Genomic DNA, 18,546 nt, shown 5'->3' on the forward strand with positions numbered 1-18,546 from the left:
ATGGTTATTTGTGCTGATTCATTGGGAAAATAATTGCAATTGTATCTGTCTGGATTTTTTTGAAAAATTGTCTGGAGCCGGTTTTTTGAGATCCGCTGCGATTTCGGCCATAAACGGTGAAGGTTTTTGCTGCCGGGTTTGACCGTAAATTTTCCGGGTCCGGGCCGAGCAAAGAAACAGCTCGGACATGGCCCGGGTGATGCCCACGTAAAAAAGCCGGCGCTCCTCTTCAATATCTGTCGGTTTGCTGTCCGCCCCGTGATAGGGAATCAGGCCGTCTTCGCATCCAGCCACAAAAACCACCGGAAACTCCAGGCCCTTGGCCGCGTGCAGGGTCAAAAGCGAGACGTTTTCACTGCCATCTTTGCAGAAATCGGCATCCGAGCAAAGGGCCAGCGTTTCTGTAAATCCACCGACATCTGCGCCAAAGGCCCCGGCCATCCGGCGCAGTTCCGCGATGGTTTCTTTTGTGCGCACGTCCGCCTCAGGCAAACCGGGGCCGAGCCATTGGAAAATTTTTTCCAGTTTTTCGGGTGCCGGATCCTTTCGGGCGCTTGTTTTCAGGTCTGTCAACTGCTCAACAAAACGCCCCAGGCTTTTTGATGCTCCGGAGCTCAGGCATTCCACCCCGGTCCGGTGGGCTTCTGCCAACAGGCCGTTTACCGAAAGCCCCTGTCTGCGGGCCCAAGCCTTGAGATCAGCCAGGTCTTTTTTGGGAAAGTCAGGGAAAAGCACCGCCAGGACCCGGAGCAGGTCCCGGCTGGCCGCTGATCCCTCCAGGATCTTGAGGGCTGAAACCGGTTCTGCAATGCCTGCGGCCTCCCAGACATGGGCCTTGCTGGCCAGCCGGCAGGGAATGCCGGCGTCCTGGAAAACCCCGGCAAAGACTTCGGCCTGGGCACGGGTGCGAAACAGCACGGCAAAATCGGCAAATGAGCGTTGGCCCCCGTCTTTGGCAAACTGGTCCGCTTTGTCAAAATCATGGAAATCAAAGCCCATGCCGCCCACCATCTGCTCGATGGTTTTGCCCACTGCCACGGCTTCGCCCCGTTGATCCGCCGCCTGGATCAGATGAAGGTAAGGGGTGCCGGAAATGTCGGAAAAAACGGGCTGGCAATGCCGGCTGTCGCCTTTTTCGCCCAGGACCTGGCCGGCGGCTGAAAGAATGGTTTGCGTGGACCGGTAGTTCCGGCGAAGATGTATGATGCGGGCACCCGGAAAATCCGTTTCAAAACATTGGAAATAGGCCGGATCCGATCCCCGGAAACCGTAAATGGACTGGTCCGGATCACCGATAACACAGATCTGTCCGTCTGCGGGGCAAAGTTGTCTGACCAGCCGGTACTGGGCGTAATTGAGATCCTGGTATTCATCAATAAACACAAAAGGCAGCCGCTTGCGCAGAGTTTCACACAGTGCCGGATCCGATTCAAGGAGCATGACGGTTTGGCAGATCAGGTCCTCGTAATCCCACAGGCGTTCGGCGTCCAGGATGTCCTGGTAGGTGCTGTAAATTTCCGAAAACACCGGGGCTGCCTCTCCGGCAATGGGTTCCAGGTTGTCATCCGGGCCAAGAATGCGCTGTTTTGCCGCTGCCACCCGGTCCATGAGGGTTTCGATCCGGTCATTGACCTGTGTGCCTCTTGCCTTGACCCTGTCTGCGGCTTCGGCCAGCAGTGCGCGCCGGTCCTGCTCATCGGCGATGCCGTGATTTGCCGTGTTTTTGATTTCCCTGAGCAGGGAAAAACAGAAGGAATGAAAGGTCCGGGCTTCGGGCAAAACCCCATCCGGACCCAGCAGGCCCCTTAAGCGCTGTTTCATCTGGTCTGCGGCCTTGTGGGTGAAGGTGACCGCCAGGATGTGCTCCGGGGTGGCGGATTTGGTTTGCAGAAGCCAGGCGATCCGGCAGGTCAGGGTCCGGGTTTTGCCTGTGCCCGGTCCGGCCGATATGAGCAATGGGCCGCCGGCATGGGTTACGGCCCGGTACTGGTCCGGGTTCAGGCCGGCAAGAACCGGGTTTTCATGATTGTTTGCCAAAGGGGTTTGCGGGCTGTGCGGTTTTTCCGGGGGATCAGGATCGGGGACCGCTGTTTTGGTTTTTGCGGATTTTGGCTTTTTTTTTACAGGCGCGGCCGGCAGGTCGAATAAAACCTGCTGGCCGGTCAAATGCTCGCGCTGCTCCGGGGTGAAAATGGTGACCCGCCCGTACTGGCCGTCAAATCCGGGTTGACGGTGGACCCGTCCCGCCCGCATGCGTTCCACGGCCTCGGCCAGAAGCCCGTTTCCGGAAGCCCGGATTTCTTCAACAGGCATGTCGTGCAATACCCTTAATTCCGGGCCCAGGCGGCTGATGACCGTCTGCCAGGCGGAAATCACCTTTTTGCTCTTGGGCCCGACGCTCAGCAGTTCGGACAGGATTTCAGCCAGGGGAATCAGACTGTAAAACGGATGGGTTTTTTCGGGTTTTTCGCCATCTTTCCGGCCGGCGAGCTGCTCGACCCGGTAGAGCACCCCCACAGTGACCGGGTTTCCGCATACCGGGCAGATGCTTCTGTTTTCAATGGTTTGTCTGGGATGCAGGTTGACCCCGCATTTGCGGTGGCCGTCCTGGTGGTATTTGCCTTCTTCCGGGAAAAATTCCAGGGTGCCCAGAAATTTTTCCGGGTCTCCGGTTGCGATGGCACTGCGCATGGCATCATAGCTGAGTTGGGTGTCAAACAAATTGGCCTCCCGGCCCAGGTTGGCCGGTGAGTGGGCGTCGGAGTTGGACACCAGGGTGCGGTTGTCCAAATCCTTTATCCGCCAGTTCATGGGCGGATCAGAGGAAAGACCGGTTTCCACGGCAAATATGTGATCGGAAAGATCTTCAAAGCATTCAGCCACCGAGTCAAACCCGGATTTGGACCCGAACAGGGAAAACCAGGGGGTCCAGATGTGGGCCGGGGTCAGAAAGCCCGATTCATGGGTTTCAAGCACGATTTCCAGCAGGCGCTTGGAATCCAGGCCCAGGATGGGACGGCCGTCTGCCTTGAGGTTACCGATCTGCGAAAGCCGGGCGTTGAATTTCTCCACATGGGACAGTTCGGGAAAAAATACCACATGGTGAAGTTTTCGGGTAACCCCGCCCTTTTTATAAATGTTGCTGATCTCGGTGCTCAAAACAAAGCGCACCGGATAATCGCCGGCCACGGAAATTTGTTTTTCGCACTCCTGTTCCAGGTCGTCTTTGAGCTTCAACAAGCCTTGTTCGGCGGGTTCCAGATATTGCCGGATTTCATCGAGCCATTGGGGATGGGTGTAATCCCCTGTGGCCACCATGGTGATGCCCTTTTGCCGGGCGGCCATGTACAAATGGGGAAAATCCAGGTTTTTGGCCGTGGCCCGGGAAAAGCGGGAATGAATGTGCAGATCAGCGATATATTTCATGGCTTGATTTTTTATCACACTGCCCGGAAGACTTCAAGGCAGGGTTGGCCGCAGACGCCAATTCCAGCCCGAATAGTGCCGGCTCTGGTAAAATTTTCCGCTCAGGGATGAAAAAACTGCCCCAGCCGAAGATAGACAATGCTTTTTATGGTTTCCGCATGAGCAGTCCCGGGTGGCAGCTTGCTCCCTGCTGACCGCTGGCGCGCTCAATGCGACTCGCAATCTGCCCCCCGGGCCCATGCGAAAACCCCGCCAATCTTTCGATCGGGAAAAGCGCTTCGGGCAACTCCGGTGTAAAGGCTGTGTGGTGGGGTTGCTCAATAAAGACAAACTCCGGCCTGAAAAAAGACTTGCCTGGCAAACCGGCAGCGGGTTATGAAGTGAACTTTGATACAAATCCCGCACTCAAATGAAATGGATGAATTTATGCAGCTTTTGGCTTCCACCCTTTCCGTGACCCGCTACCGGGTTCAGGGAAAACCGGCCGAGCCGGTGATGGACACGGTCCGAAACGGGCTCAAGGATCAGATGATCCGGGAGATCGACAATGATCCGGCCCAGAAAAGCATCGGATGGACTGAATCGGCCCGGCCCTTTGCCCCGGATTTTGAATCCGCCCAGTTCATGTTCGGCAACCATCTGGTGTTTTCCCTGCGCATGGACAAAAAATCGGTCCCTGCAAAGATCGTTGCCAAGCATGTGAACATGGCAACAGCCAAACGCCTTGCCGATAACGGCCAGAGCCATTTGTCAAAAAACGAAAAGCGCCAGATCAAGGACGAGGTCCTCCACCGGCTCTATACCCGGGTGCCGGCCACGCCCAATGTCTATGACCTGGCCTGGGACATGGAGGCCGGGGTTTTGTGGTTTTTCTCCAATTTGAAAGAGGCCAACGAGGAGTTGGAAACCCTGTTTTCAAAATCGTTCCGGATCTCGCTGATTCGGATGTTTCCCTATACAGAGGCTGATCTGGCCGCCGGGCTTTCAGATGATCAGCGCGATGCCCTAAAGCAGTCCGGACCCGCCCTGTTTTCCGGAGGTGGCCATGCTTGATGTCTCTGTTGCCTACAACCGGTACAAGTTTCTGGGCCACGAGTTTCTGACCTGGCTGTGGTACATGATTGACACGGATTTTGAGGCCCTGCAGAAGGCGGATCCGGAAATGGACGCCCTTGCCATCGGCAACCGGATCGTGCTGGAAAACCACCGGCACAACCGGGATGAAACCATCACCATCCGGGGCGACGGCGCGGGCCTGGAAGAAGGGGTCATGGCCCTGACAAAAGGCGCCAAGGTCACGGAAATGCACCTGCTTTTCCGGGCCGGGGAACTGGAGTGGCGGTTTTCGCTCAAGGGAGAAAGCCTGAGCATCAGCAGCCTGAAAACCCCGCAGACGGCAAAGCTGGAATCTGCGGCGGATATCGAGGGCGCGGTGCTGGAGAAAATCTATCTGGTGGAACGCGTGGTCAAACTGGTGGAGCAGTTGTATGCTCAGTTTGCAAAACAGCGGTTTGATCCGGACTGGGACAAAAAGACCGTGCACCGGATCATGGCCTGGATACGCCAGGGTCCGGCAGCGGATTAGCATTGCGCCGGATCCGGGGTGTTGAATTTTTTTTAGAAGAACAGATCCGCAATCAGAATCCGCGTGCCGATGGCCACGAGGATGATGCCGCCGGTCATTTCCATGCGCGGGCCGAATCTGCGGCCGAAAACACGGCCCAGGCGGATGCCGGCAAGGGACATGGCCGAAGTGATCACCCCGATCATGATGCTTGGATACCAGATACCCACGTTCATCATGGCAAGGGAAAAGCCAACGGCCAGGGCATCAATGCTGGTGGCCACAGACAGCACCACCAGGGTCAGTCCCCGGGAGGGATCTTTTTTGATTTGCTCTGACGGGTTTTCAAGGCTGCCGCGGATCATGCGCAGGCCCACAAACATCAGCAGGCCAAAGGCCACCCAGTGATCCACCGCAGATACCAGGTGGGCAATCCGGGACCCGGCATACCAGCCGAGCACCGGCATCATGAACTGGAACAGGCCGAAATGAAAGGAGAGCCGGAATATGGCCCTGGGATGCAGTCTGCCGGCGGTGCCGGCGGCCACGGACACGGCAAAGGCGTCCATGGCCAGGGACAGGGCAATGAGTATGATTTCAGCGATATTCATCAGCGCGCAGGCCGGATTTCTATGATGCGTTGTTTGCCTGTGTGATTGTCTGCATTTGTGAGGTAGCAATATAAATTGGAAATATCAACCAGGAAAGGAGCAGGATGTATGAAAGATGTGGTGATTGTATCTGCATGCCGAACCCCCATCGGAACCTTTGGCGGAACACTCAAGAGCCTCACCGGTGCGCATCTGGCCTCGGTGACAATGAAGGAAGCCGTTGAGCGGGCGGGAATTTCGCCTGAAATCATTGATGATGTGCGTTACGGATGCTGCATGGAGCCGGTGGACGCATTAAACGTCACCCGGGTGGCCTGGCTTCTGGCCGGTTTTCCCGATAGTGTACCCGCAGTGACCCTTAATCGGGTCTGCATTTCCGGCATGGAGGCGGTGCTGTCCGGTGCGGCCATGATCCGGGCGGAAATGGCGGATGTGATCCTGGCCGGCGGCGTGGAGCACATGTCCGGTGTGCCCTATGTGGTCGAAGAAGCCCGTTGGGGATGCCGGCTTCAGGATCAGACCTTCAAGGACGCCCTGATCCATGGGCTGCACTGCGGCTCCCATATTATTCCGCACCCGGAGGACGGGCCGGTCAATGCAGATGAGCCGCCCCTTTCGTATTTCAAGGGCAAACCCTATATCATGGGCCATACTGCGGAGTTTATTGCCCAGCACATGGGCATTTCCCGCGAAGAAATGGACGAGGTGGCCCTGCGGAGCCATAACAACGCCGAGCGGGCCAACCAGGACGGCTCCTTTACCGAAGAAACCGTGCCCGTGTCCGTGCCCCGGCGCAAAAAAGATCCCCTGGTTTTTGCCCATGACGAGCATTTCCGGCCGGGCCTGACAATGGACGATCTTCAAAAACTGCCCCCGGCTTTCGTGCCCAAGACCGGCACTGTCACGGCCGGCAATTCCAGCGGCATCAATGACGGCTCTGCGGCCATGGTGATCATGAGCGCAGACAAAGCCAAAGAACTTGGCTTAACCCCGCTGGCAAAAATCCGGGCCACCGGAAAAGGCGCCTGCCATCCCTCGGTGATGGGGTTGTCTCCTGTACCCGCCGTCAAGGACCTGGTGGCCAAAAGCGGTATTCAAACAGATGATTTTGAGTTGATCGAGGTGAATGAAGCCTTTGCCGCCCAGTACCTGGGTTGCGAAAAAGACCTGGGATTGAACCGGGAAATCACCAACGTCAACGGCTCGGGCATCGGTCTGGGCCATCCCGTGGGCGCCACCGGGGCCCGGATCATGGTCACCCTGATCCATGCCCTTCGCAAGCAGGGCAAAACCCTGGGGCTTGCCACCCTGTGCGGCGGCGGCGGGGTTTCCATGGCAACAGCGCTTGAGATTCTGTAACAGGCAAGGTTGGACAAAAGCGATGTAACGCATTTTCCGCAAATGGCGGGGTTGTTTTTCCACCCCGCCATTTGCGGATTCTTACGTGTATTCGGGCGACTGCTGCTGCGCGGAGTCCACCAGGTCTTTTACGACATTTAGCAGCGGGGGCTGCAGGTGCCGCCATTTGGGATGTATGGCCCGCCCCTGGTCCCAGACAAAATCCACGGCCACGTATTGCTCCGGGATTTCGTATTCGTTTCGCATGCCGTAGCGCACCGGGGGGTAATATTCAACATACAGCATCCGGTTGAAATCAATGGAGAAGTCCTGAATCACCCTGGTGGCAATATGGCCGGCACAGGACCGCACCGACATTTTGCTGTCAGCCACATCCGAGACCACCACCACCTTGGGCCGCAACACCGTCACTCGTTTTTCCATACCCGCCTGCCTGCGGTCAAAAACCCAAAGCCGGCATTTCCCGCTGGCCAGGCGCAGCTTGCCGCCCCAGCCTTCCCATTCGTAAATGTCGTTGTAAATCAGCATGCCCCTGGTGATTATCTCCTTGACAACAATGGCCTGATGCAGGCACTTTCTATAAATTTAACCAAAGCGGGCTAAAAAAACGTTTATTTGTGTCAAAAATAAGGATGCAATCGCCGGATGGCAAATGAATCACACAAACAAACCCGGGGTGTCACCCGCCTGGAGATTGACGGCAAACAAATCGTTTTGGTGGGCACCGCCCACGTCTCCCGGGAAAGCGCCGAGCTGGCCGAATCGGTAATCCATGAGGAAAAGCCCGATACCGTGTGCGTGGAGCTTTGCGCCGCCCGGCACCAGTCCATCCGCAACTCCGCCCAGTGGCGGCAGATGGATATTATCAAGGTGGTCCGGGAAAAAAAGGCCTTTGTGCTTCTGGTCAACATGATGCTCACCGCGTTTCAGCGCCGCATCGGCAAAAAACTCGGGGTTCGGCCCGGCGAGGAAATGATCCGGGCCCTGGATGCGGCCGAGGCCGCCGGCGCCGGGGTCTGCCTGGCAGACCGGGATATCACGGTAACCCTTTCGCGTACCTGGCGCAGCACGAGCTTCTGGAACAAAATCAAGCTGTTTTTTCAGCTTATGATGTCCATGGGCGGCATTGATGATATTGACGAGCAGGCCATTGAAGAGATGAAGCAGGAAGACATCCTCCAGAGCCTGCTCTCGGAACTGGAAAAATCCCATCCGTCCATCCGGCAGATCTTAATCGATGAGCGGGACCGGTACCTGGCCCACAGGATACGGCATGCAGAAGGCCAAAAGATCGTGGCCGTGGTGGGTGCCGGTCATGTGCCGGGCATCAGCAAATATCTTTTTGAAGACATTGATCCCGCCCCCCTGGAAACGGTGCCGCCCCGGGGCAAAAGCCTGGTGGTGCTCAAATGGCTGCTCCCCCTGGCCATTTTATTGGCAATTCTGGCCGGGTTTTTTTTCGGCGGCGCCCAGACGGGCAAGTCCATGGTTTTCTGGTGGGTGGCGGCCAATGCGGTTTTTGCCGGTATCGGCACCGCTGCGGCATTCGGACATCCCCTGACCATACTGTCTGCCATTGGTGCGGCTCCCCTTACCTCATTGAATCCCATGATTGCCGCCGGCTGGGTGGCCGGTCTTGTGGAGGCGGGCTTGCGCAAGCCCAAGGTGGGGGATTTGGAGGATCTGTCCACGGATATTTTGTCCATCCGGGGGTTCTGGCGCAACAAGGTCACCCGGATTCTTCTGGTTGTGGTGTTTGCCAATATCGGCAGCATGGTGGGCACCTTTGTGGCCCTGCCGCTGATGGCCCGGGTGCTCGGGGCCTGACAGGTCCGGCCCGTTAGGGCTGTATAATCTTTACCACCCGTCTTTGATAAACCTTCCCGCCGGGCAGGGTGTGGGAGGTGTTGACCACCTCCAGCCGGTTTTGGGCAAACAGCCCGATGCATTCCGGATAAAGCGCCCATTCCCGGGTCAGGCCCTTTTTTTTCACATCCGCAAGGGTGTCGGTTTCTTCAATGGCAAAGCAGCGCTGGCCGATAATGGGCCCGGAATCCTCGCCGTAATCAATGAAATGCACCGTGCACCCGCCCACCTTGCAGCCGTAGCGGAAGGTGTCGCCATACCCGTCAGTGCCGGCAAACGCCGGCAGAAGTGCCGGGTGAATATTCATGATCCGGGGCCGGGCCGGGTCTGTGTTGACCCGGTCGATGAAATAGGGGGAAAGATTGCGCATAAACCCGGCAAGCACCAGCAGGTCAAATGGGTAGGCACGCATTTGTTGAATCAGGGCGGCTTCGGCAATGGCTCTTGTGCGCAAAAAAGTCCGAACCTTTTGTGGCTCTGCATCTGCGCGGAAAAAAGACTGTTTGGCCAGGATTTCCGCTTCGTTGAAATCCGGTGGCAGGGTTTGGGGCCGGGGATCGGCGCGGTAATCCCGGATGATTTTTTTGTAGTTTACCACAAACGTGGCAATGCCGCGCTTGCCGGCTTTTTCCAGGCCGGCGGATTCGGGGTTGTCCGACCCGGTGAATACCACCTGCCCGTTGATCTGTCCGGTTTCACAGGCTTTTAAAATGGCTTCCAGATTGGTGCCCGATCCGCTGATCAGTGCGCCGATACGAAGTCGGGATGATGTTTGCACGGTTTTTTTCTTTCCCTGGTTGTTCTCACTGCTTGACACGGTTATGCCGATACATTAAAGAATGTGACTTCTTAGGCGATGATGCGGATATCATCAATGCTGAAAAGCGTAAAAAAAAAAACTTTTTTTGTAAACAAGGAATCCGGGGGCACGATCGGTTCAGGCGGCGTGCCCCGGTCAAGGAAATCGATATGAAGGAAATGGACCGGCTGGTTGGCATTATGGAAACCCTGCGCGCCCCGGGGGGGTGTCCCTGGGATGCCGCGCAGGACCACGAAAGCCTGGTGCCCGCCTTAATCGAGGAAGCTTATGAACTGGCCGAAGCCATTGAGTCCGGCGAATCGGCGGCCATGGCCGAAGAACTCGGCGATGTGCTGCTGCAGGTGGTGTTCCACAGCATCATCGGCCGGGAGCAAGGCGCCTTCAGTCTTTCCGATGTCATCGGGCAGCTCTGTGAAAAGCTGATTTATCGCCACCCCCACGTGTTTGGCCAAACCCGGGTCGCGGATGCCCGGGAAGTGGCCCGTAACTGGGATCAGCTGAAAAACGGTGAAAAGGGCAAAACAGACAGAACGGGTATTGCCGACGGCATTCCCCTGAGCCTGCCGGCGCTGATGTATGCGGCCAAGCTTCAGACCCGGGCAGCCAAAACCGGCTTTGACTGGGCCAATGCCTCGGGGGTGATGGAAAAAATCCAGGAGGAGGCCGATGAAACCCGGGCCGCCCTGGAGGCCGGGGATCAATCGGATGCCGCAGATGAAATCGGGGACTTGATTTTTTCCGCGGTCAATCTGGCAAGAAAGCTCGGCATTGATCCGGAGGCTGCTGTGCGCCGGGCAAATCGCAGGTTTGCAGACCGGTTTGCCCGGATTGAAAAGGCTGCTGCAGACCGGGACATCTCTGTTGCCGATATTCCCATGGATGAAAAGGAGCGTATCTGGCAGAAGGCCAAGTAAAAAAACGGCCTTTTCCGTATCCGGACGGTATTTTTTGCAGCGCGAACAGCCTGTTTTATTTTGAAGTATTTATGCATTTATTGCAGTGGGTTATAATAAAAGGTGCCGGAGCCGCCATGGGCTGGATGACAGCCGCGTGAATGATTTTTTTTGGCGGATGCTAAAAAAAATGGCAAAGGCATTTATTTAAAATTTCAGTAGTTATGTGCATATGTTCAAAAAATGTTTTTTGTTGTCTTGACAAGCCCTTAGCAGGGTGTTTTGATACTTTTTTTTAAAAATTGATGAAGACGTTACCCATGAAAAACATATTGCAATTATTACGTATCGGGTTTATCCATCCTTAAACCGTGCCCGTGGGGCCTGGGGATAACTGCCTTACACAATGAGGTTTGATTATGAATTTTAAGAAGAAGTTGTCAGCAGCTGAATTCGTGGTGCTTGCCGAGATGAATACCCCCAAGGGCGTGGATATCTCGGAGCTCGTGACCAATGCCAGGCGAGTAAAAGACCGGGTGGATGCCGTGGTGGTGCCGGACATGGACAACGGGGTGATGCGCATGAGCGCCCTGGCCGGGGGGGCATTGCTTCGCCGGGAGGGTCTGGAGACCATCGTGCATGTCTATGGCCGGGATAAAAACCGGATGGCCCTGCAGGGAGATCTCCTGGCGGCATATGTGCTGGGCATTCCCCACCTGCTGGTGGTTCCGGCCGAGCCCATGTCAAACGGCGACCACCGTGAAGCCGTAACCGTTGACGACCTTGATGAGTCCGGGATTCTGCAAATGATCCGCTCCCTGCGCGAGGGCGTGGATTTGTCCGGCTTTGACCTTAAAGGAACGCCGGATTTTACCTCGGGATGTGCCATGGCACAGGTGGCAGACGAAAGCGGTCTGGACCAGGAGATCGAGACTGTAAAGCGAAAAGTCGAGGCCGGGGCCCAGTACATTGTCACCCCGCCGGTGTTTGATCTGGCCGCCTACGGCCGGATCGCCGAAGCGTTAAAGCCCCTGGGCGTGCCGGTGATCGCCACGGTGTTTTTGCTGAAAAACGTAGGCATGGCCAGATATATGTCCATTCATGATCCGGGTTCCCGGATTTCCGAGGACATGATCCGGCGCATCCGCAAGGCCCCGGACCGGGAGGCCGAGTGCATCCGCATGGCCGGCGAAACTGCGGCGGAACTGAAAAAAATGGTTCAGGGCATCAAGATTGCCACCCTGGGCTGGGAACACCGGTTGCCCGATATCCTGGCCAGCGCCGGGCTCTAGGCAGAAAGCCGGATTGTCAGGCGGCCGGGTGCCGGCTGACCGCGTTTGAAATGCGGCAATCCAAATCATGCTATCAATGGGGGAACCCATGCAGGAATATACGGATATGAATACCAGAGAAACGGACAAACAAAGCGTGCTCGTCATCGGCGGGGGCGTGGGCGGCATCCGTGCAGCCCTGGACCTGGCCGAGTCCCGGCGCGATGTGGTTCTCATTGATAAATCCTATGCCATTGGCGGGCTGATGACCCGCCTGGACCGGACTTTTCCCACCAACAACTGCGATCTGTGCACCATCTCACCCCATCTGTCTGAAAGCGGCCGGCAGCTTCGCCTGGATTTAAAGCCCATGACCGTTGTGGAACAGGTGGAGGGGCAGGCCGGTGATTTTAAGGTCACGATCCGGACGCTGCCCCGCTACATTGATGTGGAAAAATGCACTGCCTGCGGCGAGTGTGCGGAAAAATTTCCGGACTGGGTCCGCTTTACCCCGGGCCTGGATCCAAGGGCGCCCACATGCATGCGCTATCCCCAGGCAACACCGTATGCATTTTCCGTGGATGCCGACAAGGTCACGGATTTTGACGCACTGCAGAAGGCCTGTAAAGTCGGGGCCATTATCGCCGATGACAAGGAAAAAACCGAGACCCTGTCTGTGGCTTCCATTATCCTTTCCACAGGCGCTGAATTATTTGATCCGGCAGTGCTGGACAATTTCGGCGGCGGCCAGTTTCCCAACGTGGTGACCGGACTGGAATACGAACGGCTCATGTCCGCCTCCGGACCCACCCTGGGCCAGCTGGCCCGGCCCTCGGACAACAAGCGGCCGGCCCGGGTGGCATGGATTCAATGCGTGGGATCCCGGGGCATCAACCGCCAGGACGTGCCCTATTGTTCCAGCGTCTGCTGCATGTATGCCTTAAAGGAAGCAATTGTCACCAAGGAGCGCTTTGCCGAAGATATCGAGGCCAGCATTTTTTACATGGACATGCGCACCTGCGGCAAGGATTATGAGCTGTATCTCAACCGGGCGGTAAACGAATACGGTGTGAACCTTGTCCGGTCCCGGCCCCATTCCGTGGTTGAAGATCCGGAAACCGGCAACCTGGTCATCACCTATGCCACAGACGACGATGAGCGCCACAAGACCGAGGTCTTTGATATGGTGGTGCTTTCCACGGGCTTTCGAATTCCGGCCAGCACCCGGGAACTCGCCGGCCGCCTGGGCATTGATCTCAATGAACACGGCTATGCGCAGACCAGCGGATTTTCTCCGGTGGCCACTTCCCGGCCGGGCATTTATGTCTGCGGTGTGAGCGAAAGCCCCAAGGATATTCCCGAAACCATGATTCAGGCCAGCGCGGCAGCAGCCATGGCCGGCACTCAGATGCACCTGGAACCAGACACCGGGGCGGAAGAAGAGGATTTCCCTCCGGAAATCGATGTATCCGGCCAGGATCCCCGGCTGGGGGTGTTTGTTTGCGACTGCGGCCCCAACATCGGTGATGTGATCACGGTTTCCTCGCTTGTGGAAGAAGTCCGCTCCTTTCCCGGGGTGGCCTGTGCCGAAGCCGTGGGCTATGGATGCAGCAAGGAATCCATGGACAAAATAGAGTCCATGATCCGGGAGCACGGGTTAAACCGTGTGGTTATCGGCGGATGCTCCCCCCGGACCCATGAAACCAAGTTCCAGGACATGTTGCGCCGCTGCGGCTTAAACAAGTACCTGGTGGAAATTGTCAATCTCCGGGACCAGGATACATGGGTGCATATGGACCGGCCGGCGGATGCCACCCGCAAGGCTTTAAAAATGCTGGAAATGGGAGTTTACGCGGCGGCCCGGGCCCATCCGCTCATGGAGCATTCCCTGCCCATGAATCAAAACGTGTTGGTGGTCGGCGGCGGGGTCACCGGAATGAATGCCGCCCTGATTCTGGCTGACCAGGGCTTCCGGGTTTATCTGGTGGAGCGTGAGGCCCGGCTCGGCGGCATTGCCCGAAATATCCGCGCCACCCTGGAAGGCGACGATGTGGGCCGGTATATCACCGAACTGGCGGAAAAAGTGGCGGCAGAACAGAAAATTCAGGTGCTGACCCAGTCAATAATCGTGGATCACAAGGGCATGCCCGGCCGGTTTACCACCGGCATCCAGACCGGTCCGCGGATGCACTACATGCAGATCGAGCACGGGGTGAGCATCCTTGCCACCGGTGCCCTGGCCAACCGGCCCGCGCAATACCTGCTCGGAGAAGACGACCGGGTCATGACCCAGCTGGATATGGATGCAAAAATCGCAGATGATCCGGAATCCGTCAAAAATATGGAGCAGGCGGTGATGATCCAGTGCGTTGGCTCCAGGGAGCCGGGCAATCCCAATTGTTCGCGCATCTGCTGTCAGAGCGCCATTAAAAACGCCCTGCGGATGAAAAACCTCAATCCGGACATGCAGATTTACGTTTTATACAGGGATATGCGCACCTACGGCTTCCAGGAGGATTATTACCGGGAGGCAAGAAAGCAGGGCGTGAAATTTATCCGCTATGAACCCGCCAGCCGGCCGGAAGTCAGGGCGGATAAGGACGGCCTGGCCGTCGAGGTCTACGATGAAGTCCTTGGCCGTTATCTTGAGATTTCCGCTGATGCCCTTGTCCTGAGTACCGGGCTGATTGCCGACGATGAAACCACTGAGGATCTCTCGGTGATGTTTCACCTGCCCCGCTCAGATGACGGATATTTCCTGGAGGATCATGTCAAGCTGCGGCCCACGGACATGTCCGTGCGCGGCTTTTTCGTGGCCGGCACGGCCCATGCGCCCAAATCCATTCGCGAAAGCATCGCCCAGGCCCAGGCCGCAGCCGGACGAGCCCAGACTTTGCTGGCAAAGCAGTGGATCAACCTGGGGGCGTCAGTGGCAAAGGTGGATGGCGATAAATGCGCTGCATGCCTGATATGCGTCCGGGTCTGCCCCTATAACGTGCCTTATATCAATGCAGAAGGCTATTCGGAAATCGATCCGGCCAGGTGCCACGGCTGCGGTACATGCGTGGCGGATTGCCCTGCCCGGGCCATACAGCTCATGCAGTATGAAGACGATCAGATACTGGCCAAACTCGATGGGCTATTTGAGAGGATGAACTGATGACCGACACCTTTGAACCCGAAATTGTTGCATTCTGCTGCCATTACTGCGCCTATACGGCCGCGGACATGGCCGGCAGCAAACGGATTTCCTATCCGCCAAACGTCAAAATCATCCGCGTGCCGTGTACCGGCAAGGTTGATGCCATTCATATCATGAAGGCCCTGGAAAAGGGCGCTGATGGTGTCTATGTGGCCGGATGCCTGGAGGGAGACTGCCATTTCAAGACCGGCAATATTCGCGCGGCCCACCGGGTCCGGCGGGTTCAGTCGCTTCTGGAAGAAATCGGCGTGGAGCCCGGGCGCGTGGAGATGATCACCATGTCAGCCGGCATGGGAGAGCGATTTGCGAAAACAGCCCGGGATTTTACGGAAAAGATCCGGCAGCTCGGCCCCAGCCCGGTCAAAACCGCTGCCCGGGATTTTCGCCGGCGGGCGGTGAGTTAATCATTGAAATCGAATCTGGAGACAAAAAGATGATCACGGCTGTACGAAAACCCATGGAAGAGATTATCGCGTGTGTCGAACCTTATGACCGGATTCTTCTGGTTGGGTGCAATGAATGCGTCAGTGTGTGCTCGGCGGGCGGCCGAAAGGAAGTCGCGCTTCTGGCTTCGGCGCTGCATATGCATTTCATGAAACAGGGCAAAACCATGGATATCCGGGAGATTACCCTGGAACGCCAGTGCGACCCCGAGTACGTGGAAGAGCTTGTGACTTCCGTGGACGGATCGGATGCCATTTTGTCCATGGCATGCGGCTGCGGGGTGCAGACCATCGCGGCCCGGTACCGGGAAAAGCCGGTATTTCCGGCGGTTAATACCACTTTTATGGGCGCATCCGAGCGCCAGGGGGTATGGTCGGAACGGTGCCAGGGGTGCGGAGACTGCGTGCTGGGCATTACCGGAGGGATCTGTCCCATTGCCCGCTGTTCCAAGCGCCTGATGAACGGCCCCTGCGGCGGCTCCACCAAGGGTAAGTGTGAAATCGATGCCAACGTTGACTGCGCCTGGCAGTTGATCTGGGACCGGTTAAAAGCCCTGGGCCTGGAAAGGCGCATTGAAGATATCATGGAAGCCAAGGACTGGCGGACAAGCCGGGACGGCGGACCCCGTAAAATTATAAGAGAGGATCTGGCATCATGAAAACCGAAAGCAGACTGGAGAAGGTACTGGCCTCGGGTGCGCTGGCGGTTACCTCCGAGTGCGGCCCGCCCAGGGGTGCGGTGCCCGAAAAGGTAAAGGAAAAGGCGGAATTGTTGCGGGGCAGCGTGGATGTGATCAATGTCACTGACAACCAGACAGCCATGGTCAGAATGTCGAGCTGGGCCGCCGGCATTCTCATCCGCCAGCTCGGGCTTGATCCGGTGCTCCAGATGGTGACCCGGGACCGCAATCGGCTTGCCATGCAGGCAGATATTATAGGTGCCTATTCACATGGCATCAATACTATGCTATGCTTATCAGGAGATCATCCGCATTTCGGCGATCATCCCATGGCCTCCAATGTTTATGATCTGGATTCCGTGCAATTGATCCAGGCAGTGGTGAAAATGCGCGATGAGGGCAAGTTTCAGGGGGGGAAAGATATTGATCATCCGCCGAAAATGTTTGTGGGCGCTGCGGCCAACCCCTTTGCCGATCCCTTTGAACTGCGGGTGATGCGGCTGGCCAAAAAGGTCAAGGCGGGCGTGGATTTTATCCAGACCCAGTGCATCTACAACCTGGACAAGTTTGAAACCTGGATGAAGGGGGTCTGCGACCGGGGCCTGGATGAGCAGGTTTATATCCTGGCCGGGATTACACCCATGAAAACCGCAGGCATGGCCAGATACATGAAAAACCGGGTGCCTGGCATGGATGTGCCCGACGAGGTGGTCAAGCGAATGGAGTCGGTTCCCAAGGAACAGCAGCCTGAAGAGGGTATAAAGATTGCCGTGGAAACCATCCAGCGCTTAAAAGAGGTCAAAGGCGTGGCCGGCTTTCATATCATGGCCATTGAATGGGAGGAAAAAGTTCCGGAAATCGTTGAAAAAGCGGGTCTTCTCCCCCGACCCGAAGTGTAGCGGCCCTGGCTTGAAACCAGGCGGATAGCAAAAATTGACGAATCAGCAAGGAGCCGATCAGATGAGTGAAAAATTTATTATGGTTGTCGATGATGATCCGGATTTGGTGGAGGCCGTCTCCATGAAGCTCGAGTCCAAGCAATTCCGGGTCGCCAAAGCCTATGACGGTGAAGAGGCGATGGAGAAACTCAAAGGGGAAAAACCGGATCTGGTGATCCTCGATGTGATGATGCCCAGGAAAAACGGCTGGGTGGTCTGCGATGAGATCAAAAACAACGAGGCCACCAAAAATATCGTTGTGGTGATGCTCACCGCAGTGGGCGATGCCGTTCAGAGCACGAGCTATACGCATCATGACGGCAAAACAACCCTGGCTGACGATTATGTGCCCAAGCCCATTGACATGGACAAGCTCATGGAAATCGTGGATGATCATCTGGGCGCCTGATGCTTGATTTGAAATGACTTTTATACGGATAAACGGTCTTCGGATGAGCGGTCGGTTTGCCCGGCTATACCAGGAAGTTGACGCTTCGGTTAATCAGGAGTCCGTTTATCTGTATCAGAAGCTGGCTGCCGACCGGATCAATATTGTTTTTTTGTCACTTGATTTTCTCCGGACCCCCCGGCAGATTACCTGCATGGTGGCACCCGGCGCGGCACCGGCGGCAGCAGGTCAGGACCATGATCAGGGGGCGGCCGGACTGGTTTCCCTCTTTCCGCACCGTTTTGATCCCGCTGCCATGGCAGTGGTGTTTTCTGCCCTGGGCCAAAAACAGATTCCATGGTACGCCATGGCCAGTTCCGGATCCATGGTCACGGTGGTCACGGATTTTGCTGTCCAGCAACAGGCTGCCGAAGCTTTGGCCGAATACGTTCAGCTGTCCCCCGGCCATGGGCCCCTGCGCGTTCAGCAGGATTACGATGACATTGCCAGACGGTTAAAGAGCGCACCCGAGACCGTGGCCCAATATGTGGAAGCCCGGATCCGGACCTATGGCATTGCTGTTAAGACCGGGCTGAAGCTGTGCCGGATTGACTTTCATTCCCATGAGCAGGTTTTGCTGGGCCGGGCCCTTGAGGGCCTGGCAGCAGACAAGGCCGGTTTTGCCTATATAAGCGCAAACCGCGCCGCAGAAGGCCAGGGCCATTTGGCTGTGGCCCTGGATCCGGGACAAACCCCTGCCCATGCCCCGGATATTGCCGATCACCTGTCGCCCGCCCTTTGTTCCAGCCGATTGGAAATCCGTGAAAATGTTGAAATGCTTTGTTTCCATGGCCCGCATTTCGGCGATCGATACGGGATTGCGGACAAGGCGCTGGGCTGTCTGATAAATGCAGGCATTCCCGTCTTGCTGGCCGGGTGTGTGGGCGCAACCGTTTCGATCATTGTCCCTCCGGGCATGGCCGAGCCCGGGGTGGAAGCGCTTTCAACAACATTTGACCGTCCCTGACCGATCCCGCTCCGGGTGGAGCCCAAACAGGGGCACGGATACGATAATTGGATGCAGT

At 56.7% G+C, this 18,546-nt stretch carries 16 protein-coding genes; 12 read left to right on the forward strand and 4 right to left on the reverse strand.

Annotated elements, in window-relative coordinates:
• Positions 1-18: 18 nt before the first annotated feature.
• A complete protein-coding gene (locus tag ACTCIA_RS00100; RefSeq protein ID WP_462999771.1) occupies positions 19-3,426 on the reverse strand; it encodes a UvrD-helicase domain-containing protein in 3,408 nt (1,135 codons plus the stop codon).
• Positions 3,427-3,852: 426 nt separating this feature from the next.
• Here ACTCIA_RS00100 and rdgC point away from each other — a divergent pair, with 426 nt between their 5' ends.
• Positions 3,853-4,479: a recombination-associated protein RdgC gene (gene rdgC, locus ACTCIA_RS00105; protein ID WP_462999772.1), complete on the forward strand. Its 627-nt coding sequence runs from the start codon at positions 3,853-3,855 to the stop codon at positions 4,477-4,479.
• The gene (locus ACTCIA_RS00110; RefSeq protein WP_462999773.1) at positions 4,472-5,011 is read left to right on the forward strand and encodes a hypothetical protein; all 540 of its coding nucleotides are present in this window, start codon (positions 4,472-4,474) and stop codon (positions 5,009-5,011) included. Before rdgC ends, ACTCIA_RS00110 begins: the two co-directional genes overlap by 8 nt.
• A 32-nt stretch (positions 5,012-5,043) precedes the next feature.
• Here ACTCIA_RS00110 and ACTCIA_RS00115 read toward each other — a convergent pair whose 3' ends face one another.
• Positions 5,044-5,601 (reverse strand): manganese efflux pump MntP, encoded by a 558-nt coding sequence (locus ACTCIA_RS00115; protein ID WP_462999774.1) that lies wholly within the window; start codon positions 5,599-5,601, stop codon positions 5,044-5,046.
• 108 nt (positions 5,602-5,709) lie between these two features.
• On the opposite strand from ACTCIA_RS00115, the gene ACTCIA_RS00120 reads away from it, so the two are divergent.
• The gene (locus tag ACTCIA_RS00120; RefSeq protein WP_462999775.1) at positions 5,710-6,960 is read left to right on the forward strand and encodes a thiolase family protein; all 1,251 of its coding nucleotides are present in this window, start codon (positions 5,710-5,712) and stop codon (positions 6,958-6,960) included.
• 81 nt (positions 6,961-7,041) lie between these two features.
• On the opposite strand, the gene ACTCIA_RS00125 is transcribed toward ACTCIA_RS00120, so the two are convergent.
• Complete coding sequence (locus tag ACTCIA_RS00125) at positions 7,042-7,488, reverse strand: hypothetical protein (RefSeq protein WP_462999776.1); 447 nt, start codon at positions 7,486-7,488, stop codon at positions 7,042-7,044.
• A gap of 117 nt (positions 7,489-7,605) precedes the next feature.
• On the opposite strand from ACTCIA_RS00125, the gene ACTCIA_RS00130 reads away from it, so the two are divergent.
• Positions 7,606-8,787 carry a TraB/GumN family protein gene (locus tag ACTCIA_RS00130; protein ID WP_462999777.1) on the forward strand — a complete coding sequence of 394 codons (1,182 nt, stop codon included), beginning with the start codon at positions 7,606-7,608 and terminating at the stop codon, positions 8,785-8,787.
• 13 nt (positions 8,788-8,800) lie between these two features.
• Here the strand turns inward: ACTCIA_RS00130 and purN are convergent, their stop codons facing one another.
• Positions 8,801-9,604 (reverse strand): phosphoribosylglycinamide formyltransferase, encoded by an 804-nt coding sequence (gene purN / locus ACTCIA_RS00135; RefSeq protein WP_462999778.1) that lies wholly within the window; start codon positions 9,602-9,604, stop codon positions 8,801-8,803.
• Between the two features lie 191 nt (positions 9,605-9,795).
• On the opposite strand from purN, the gene mazG reads away from it, so the two are divergent.
• From mazG to ACTCIA_RS00175, 8 genes are all read left to right on the forward strand, one after another.
• Positions 9,796-10,560, forward strand: a complete 765-nt coding sequence (mazG, locus tag ACTCIA_RS00140) for a nucleoside triphosphate pyrophosphohydrolase (protein WP_462999779.1) — start codon at positions 9,796-9,798, stop codon at positions 10,558-10,560.
• A 398-nt stretch (positions 10,561-10,958) separates the two neighbouring features.
• A complete protein-coding gene (locus ACTCIA_RS00145) occupies positions 10,959-11,831 on the forward strand; it encodes a methylenetetrahydrofolate reductase (protein ID WP_462999780.1) in 873 nt (290 codons plus the stop codon).
• A gap of 106 nt (positions 11,832-11,937) precedes the next feature.
• A complete protein-coding gene (locus ACTCIA_RS00150) occupies positions 11,938-14,970 on the forward strand; it encodes an FAD-dependent oxidoreductase (RefSeq protein ID WP_462999781.1) in 3,033 nt (1,010 codons plus the stop codon).
• Positions 14,970-15,416 (forward strand): hydrogenase iron-sulfur subunit, encoded by a 447-nt coding sequence (locus ACTCIA_RS00155; protein WP_462999782.1) that lies wholly within the window; start codon positions 14,970-14,972, stop codon positions 15,414-15,416. The genes ACTCIA_RS00150 and ACTCIA_RS00155 overlap by 1 nt, the downstream gene beginning before the upstream one ends.
• Before the next feature lie 29 nt (positions 15,417-15,445).
• Positions 15,446-16,114 (forward strand): methylenetetrahydrofolate reductase C-terminal domain-containing protein, encoded by a 669-nt coding sequence (locus ACTCIA_RS00160; RefSeq protein WP_462999783.1) that lies wholly within the window; start codon positions 15,446-15,448, stop codon positions 16,112-16,114.
• Entirely contained in the window at positions 16,111-17,034 is a 924-nt protein-coding gene (locus ACTCIA_RS00165) for a methylenetetrahydrofolate reductase (protein ID WP_181549492.1), read from the forward strand. Before ACTCIA_RS00160 ends, ACTCIA_RS00165 begins: the two co-directional genes overlap by 4 nt.
• A 61-nt stretch (positions 17,035-17,095) precedes the next feature.
• Positions 17,096-17,482 (forward strand): response regulator, encoded by a 387-nt coding sequence (locus tag ACTCIA_RS00170; protein ID WP_462999784.1) that lies wholly within the window; start codon positions 17,096-17,098, stop codon positions 17,480-17,482.
• A 43-nt stretch (positions 17,483-17,525) separates the two neighbouring features.
• Complete coding sequence (locus ACTCIA_RS00175; RefSeq protein WP_462999785.1) at positions 17,526-18,488, forward strand: hypothetical protein; 963 nt, start codon at positions 17,526-17,528, stop codon at positions 18,486-18,488.
• Positions 18,489-18,546: the final 58 nt, after the last annotated feature.

Source organism: Desulfosalsimonas sp., from assembly GCF_055149105.1.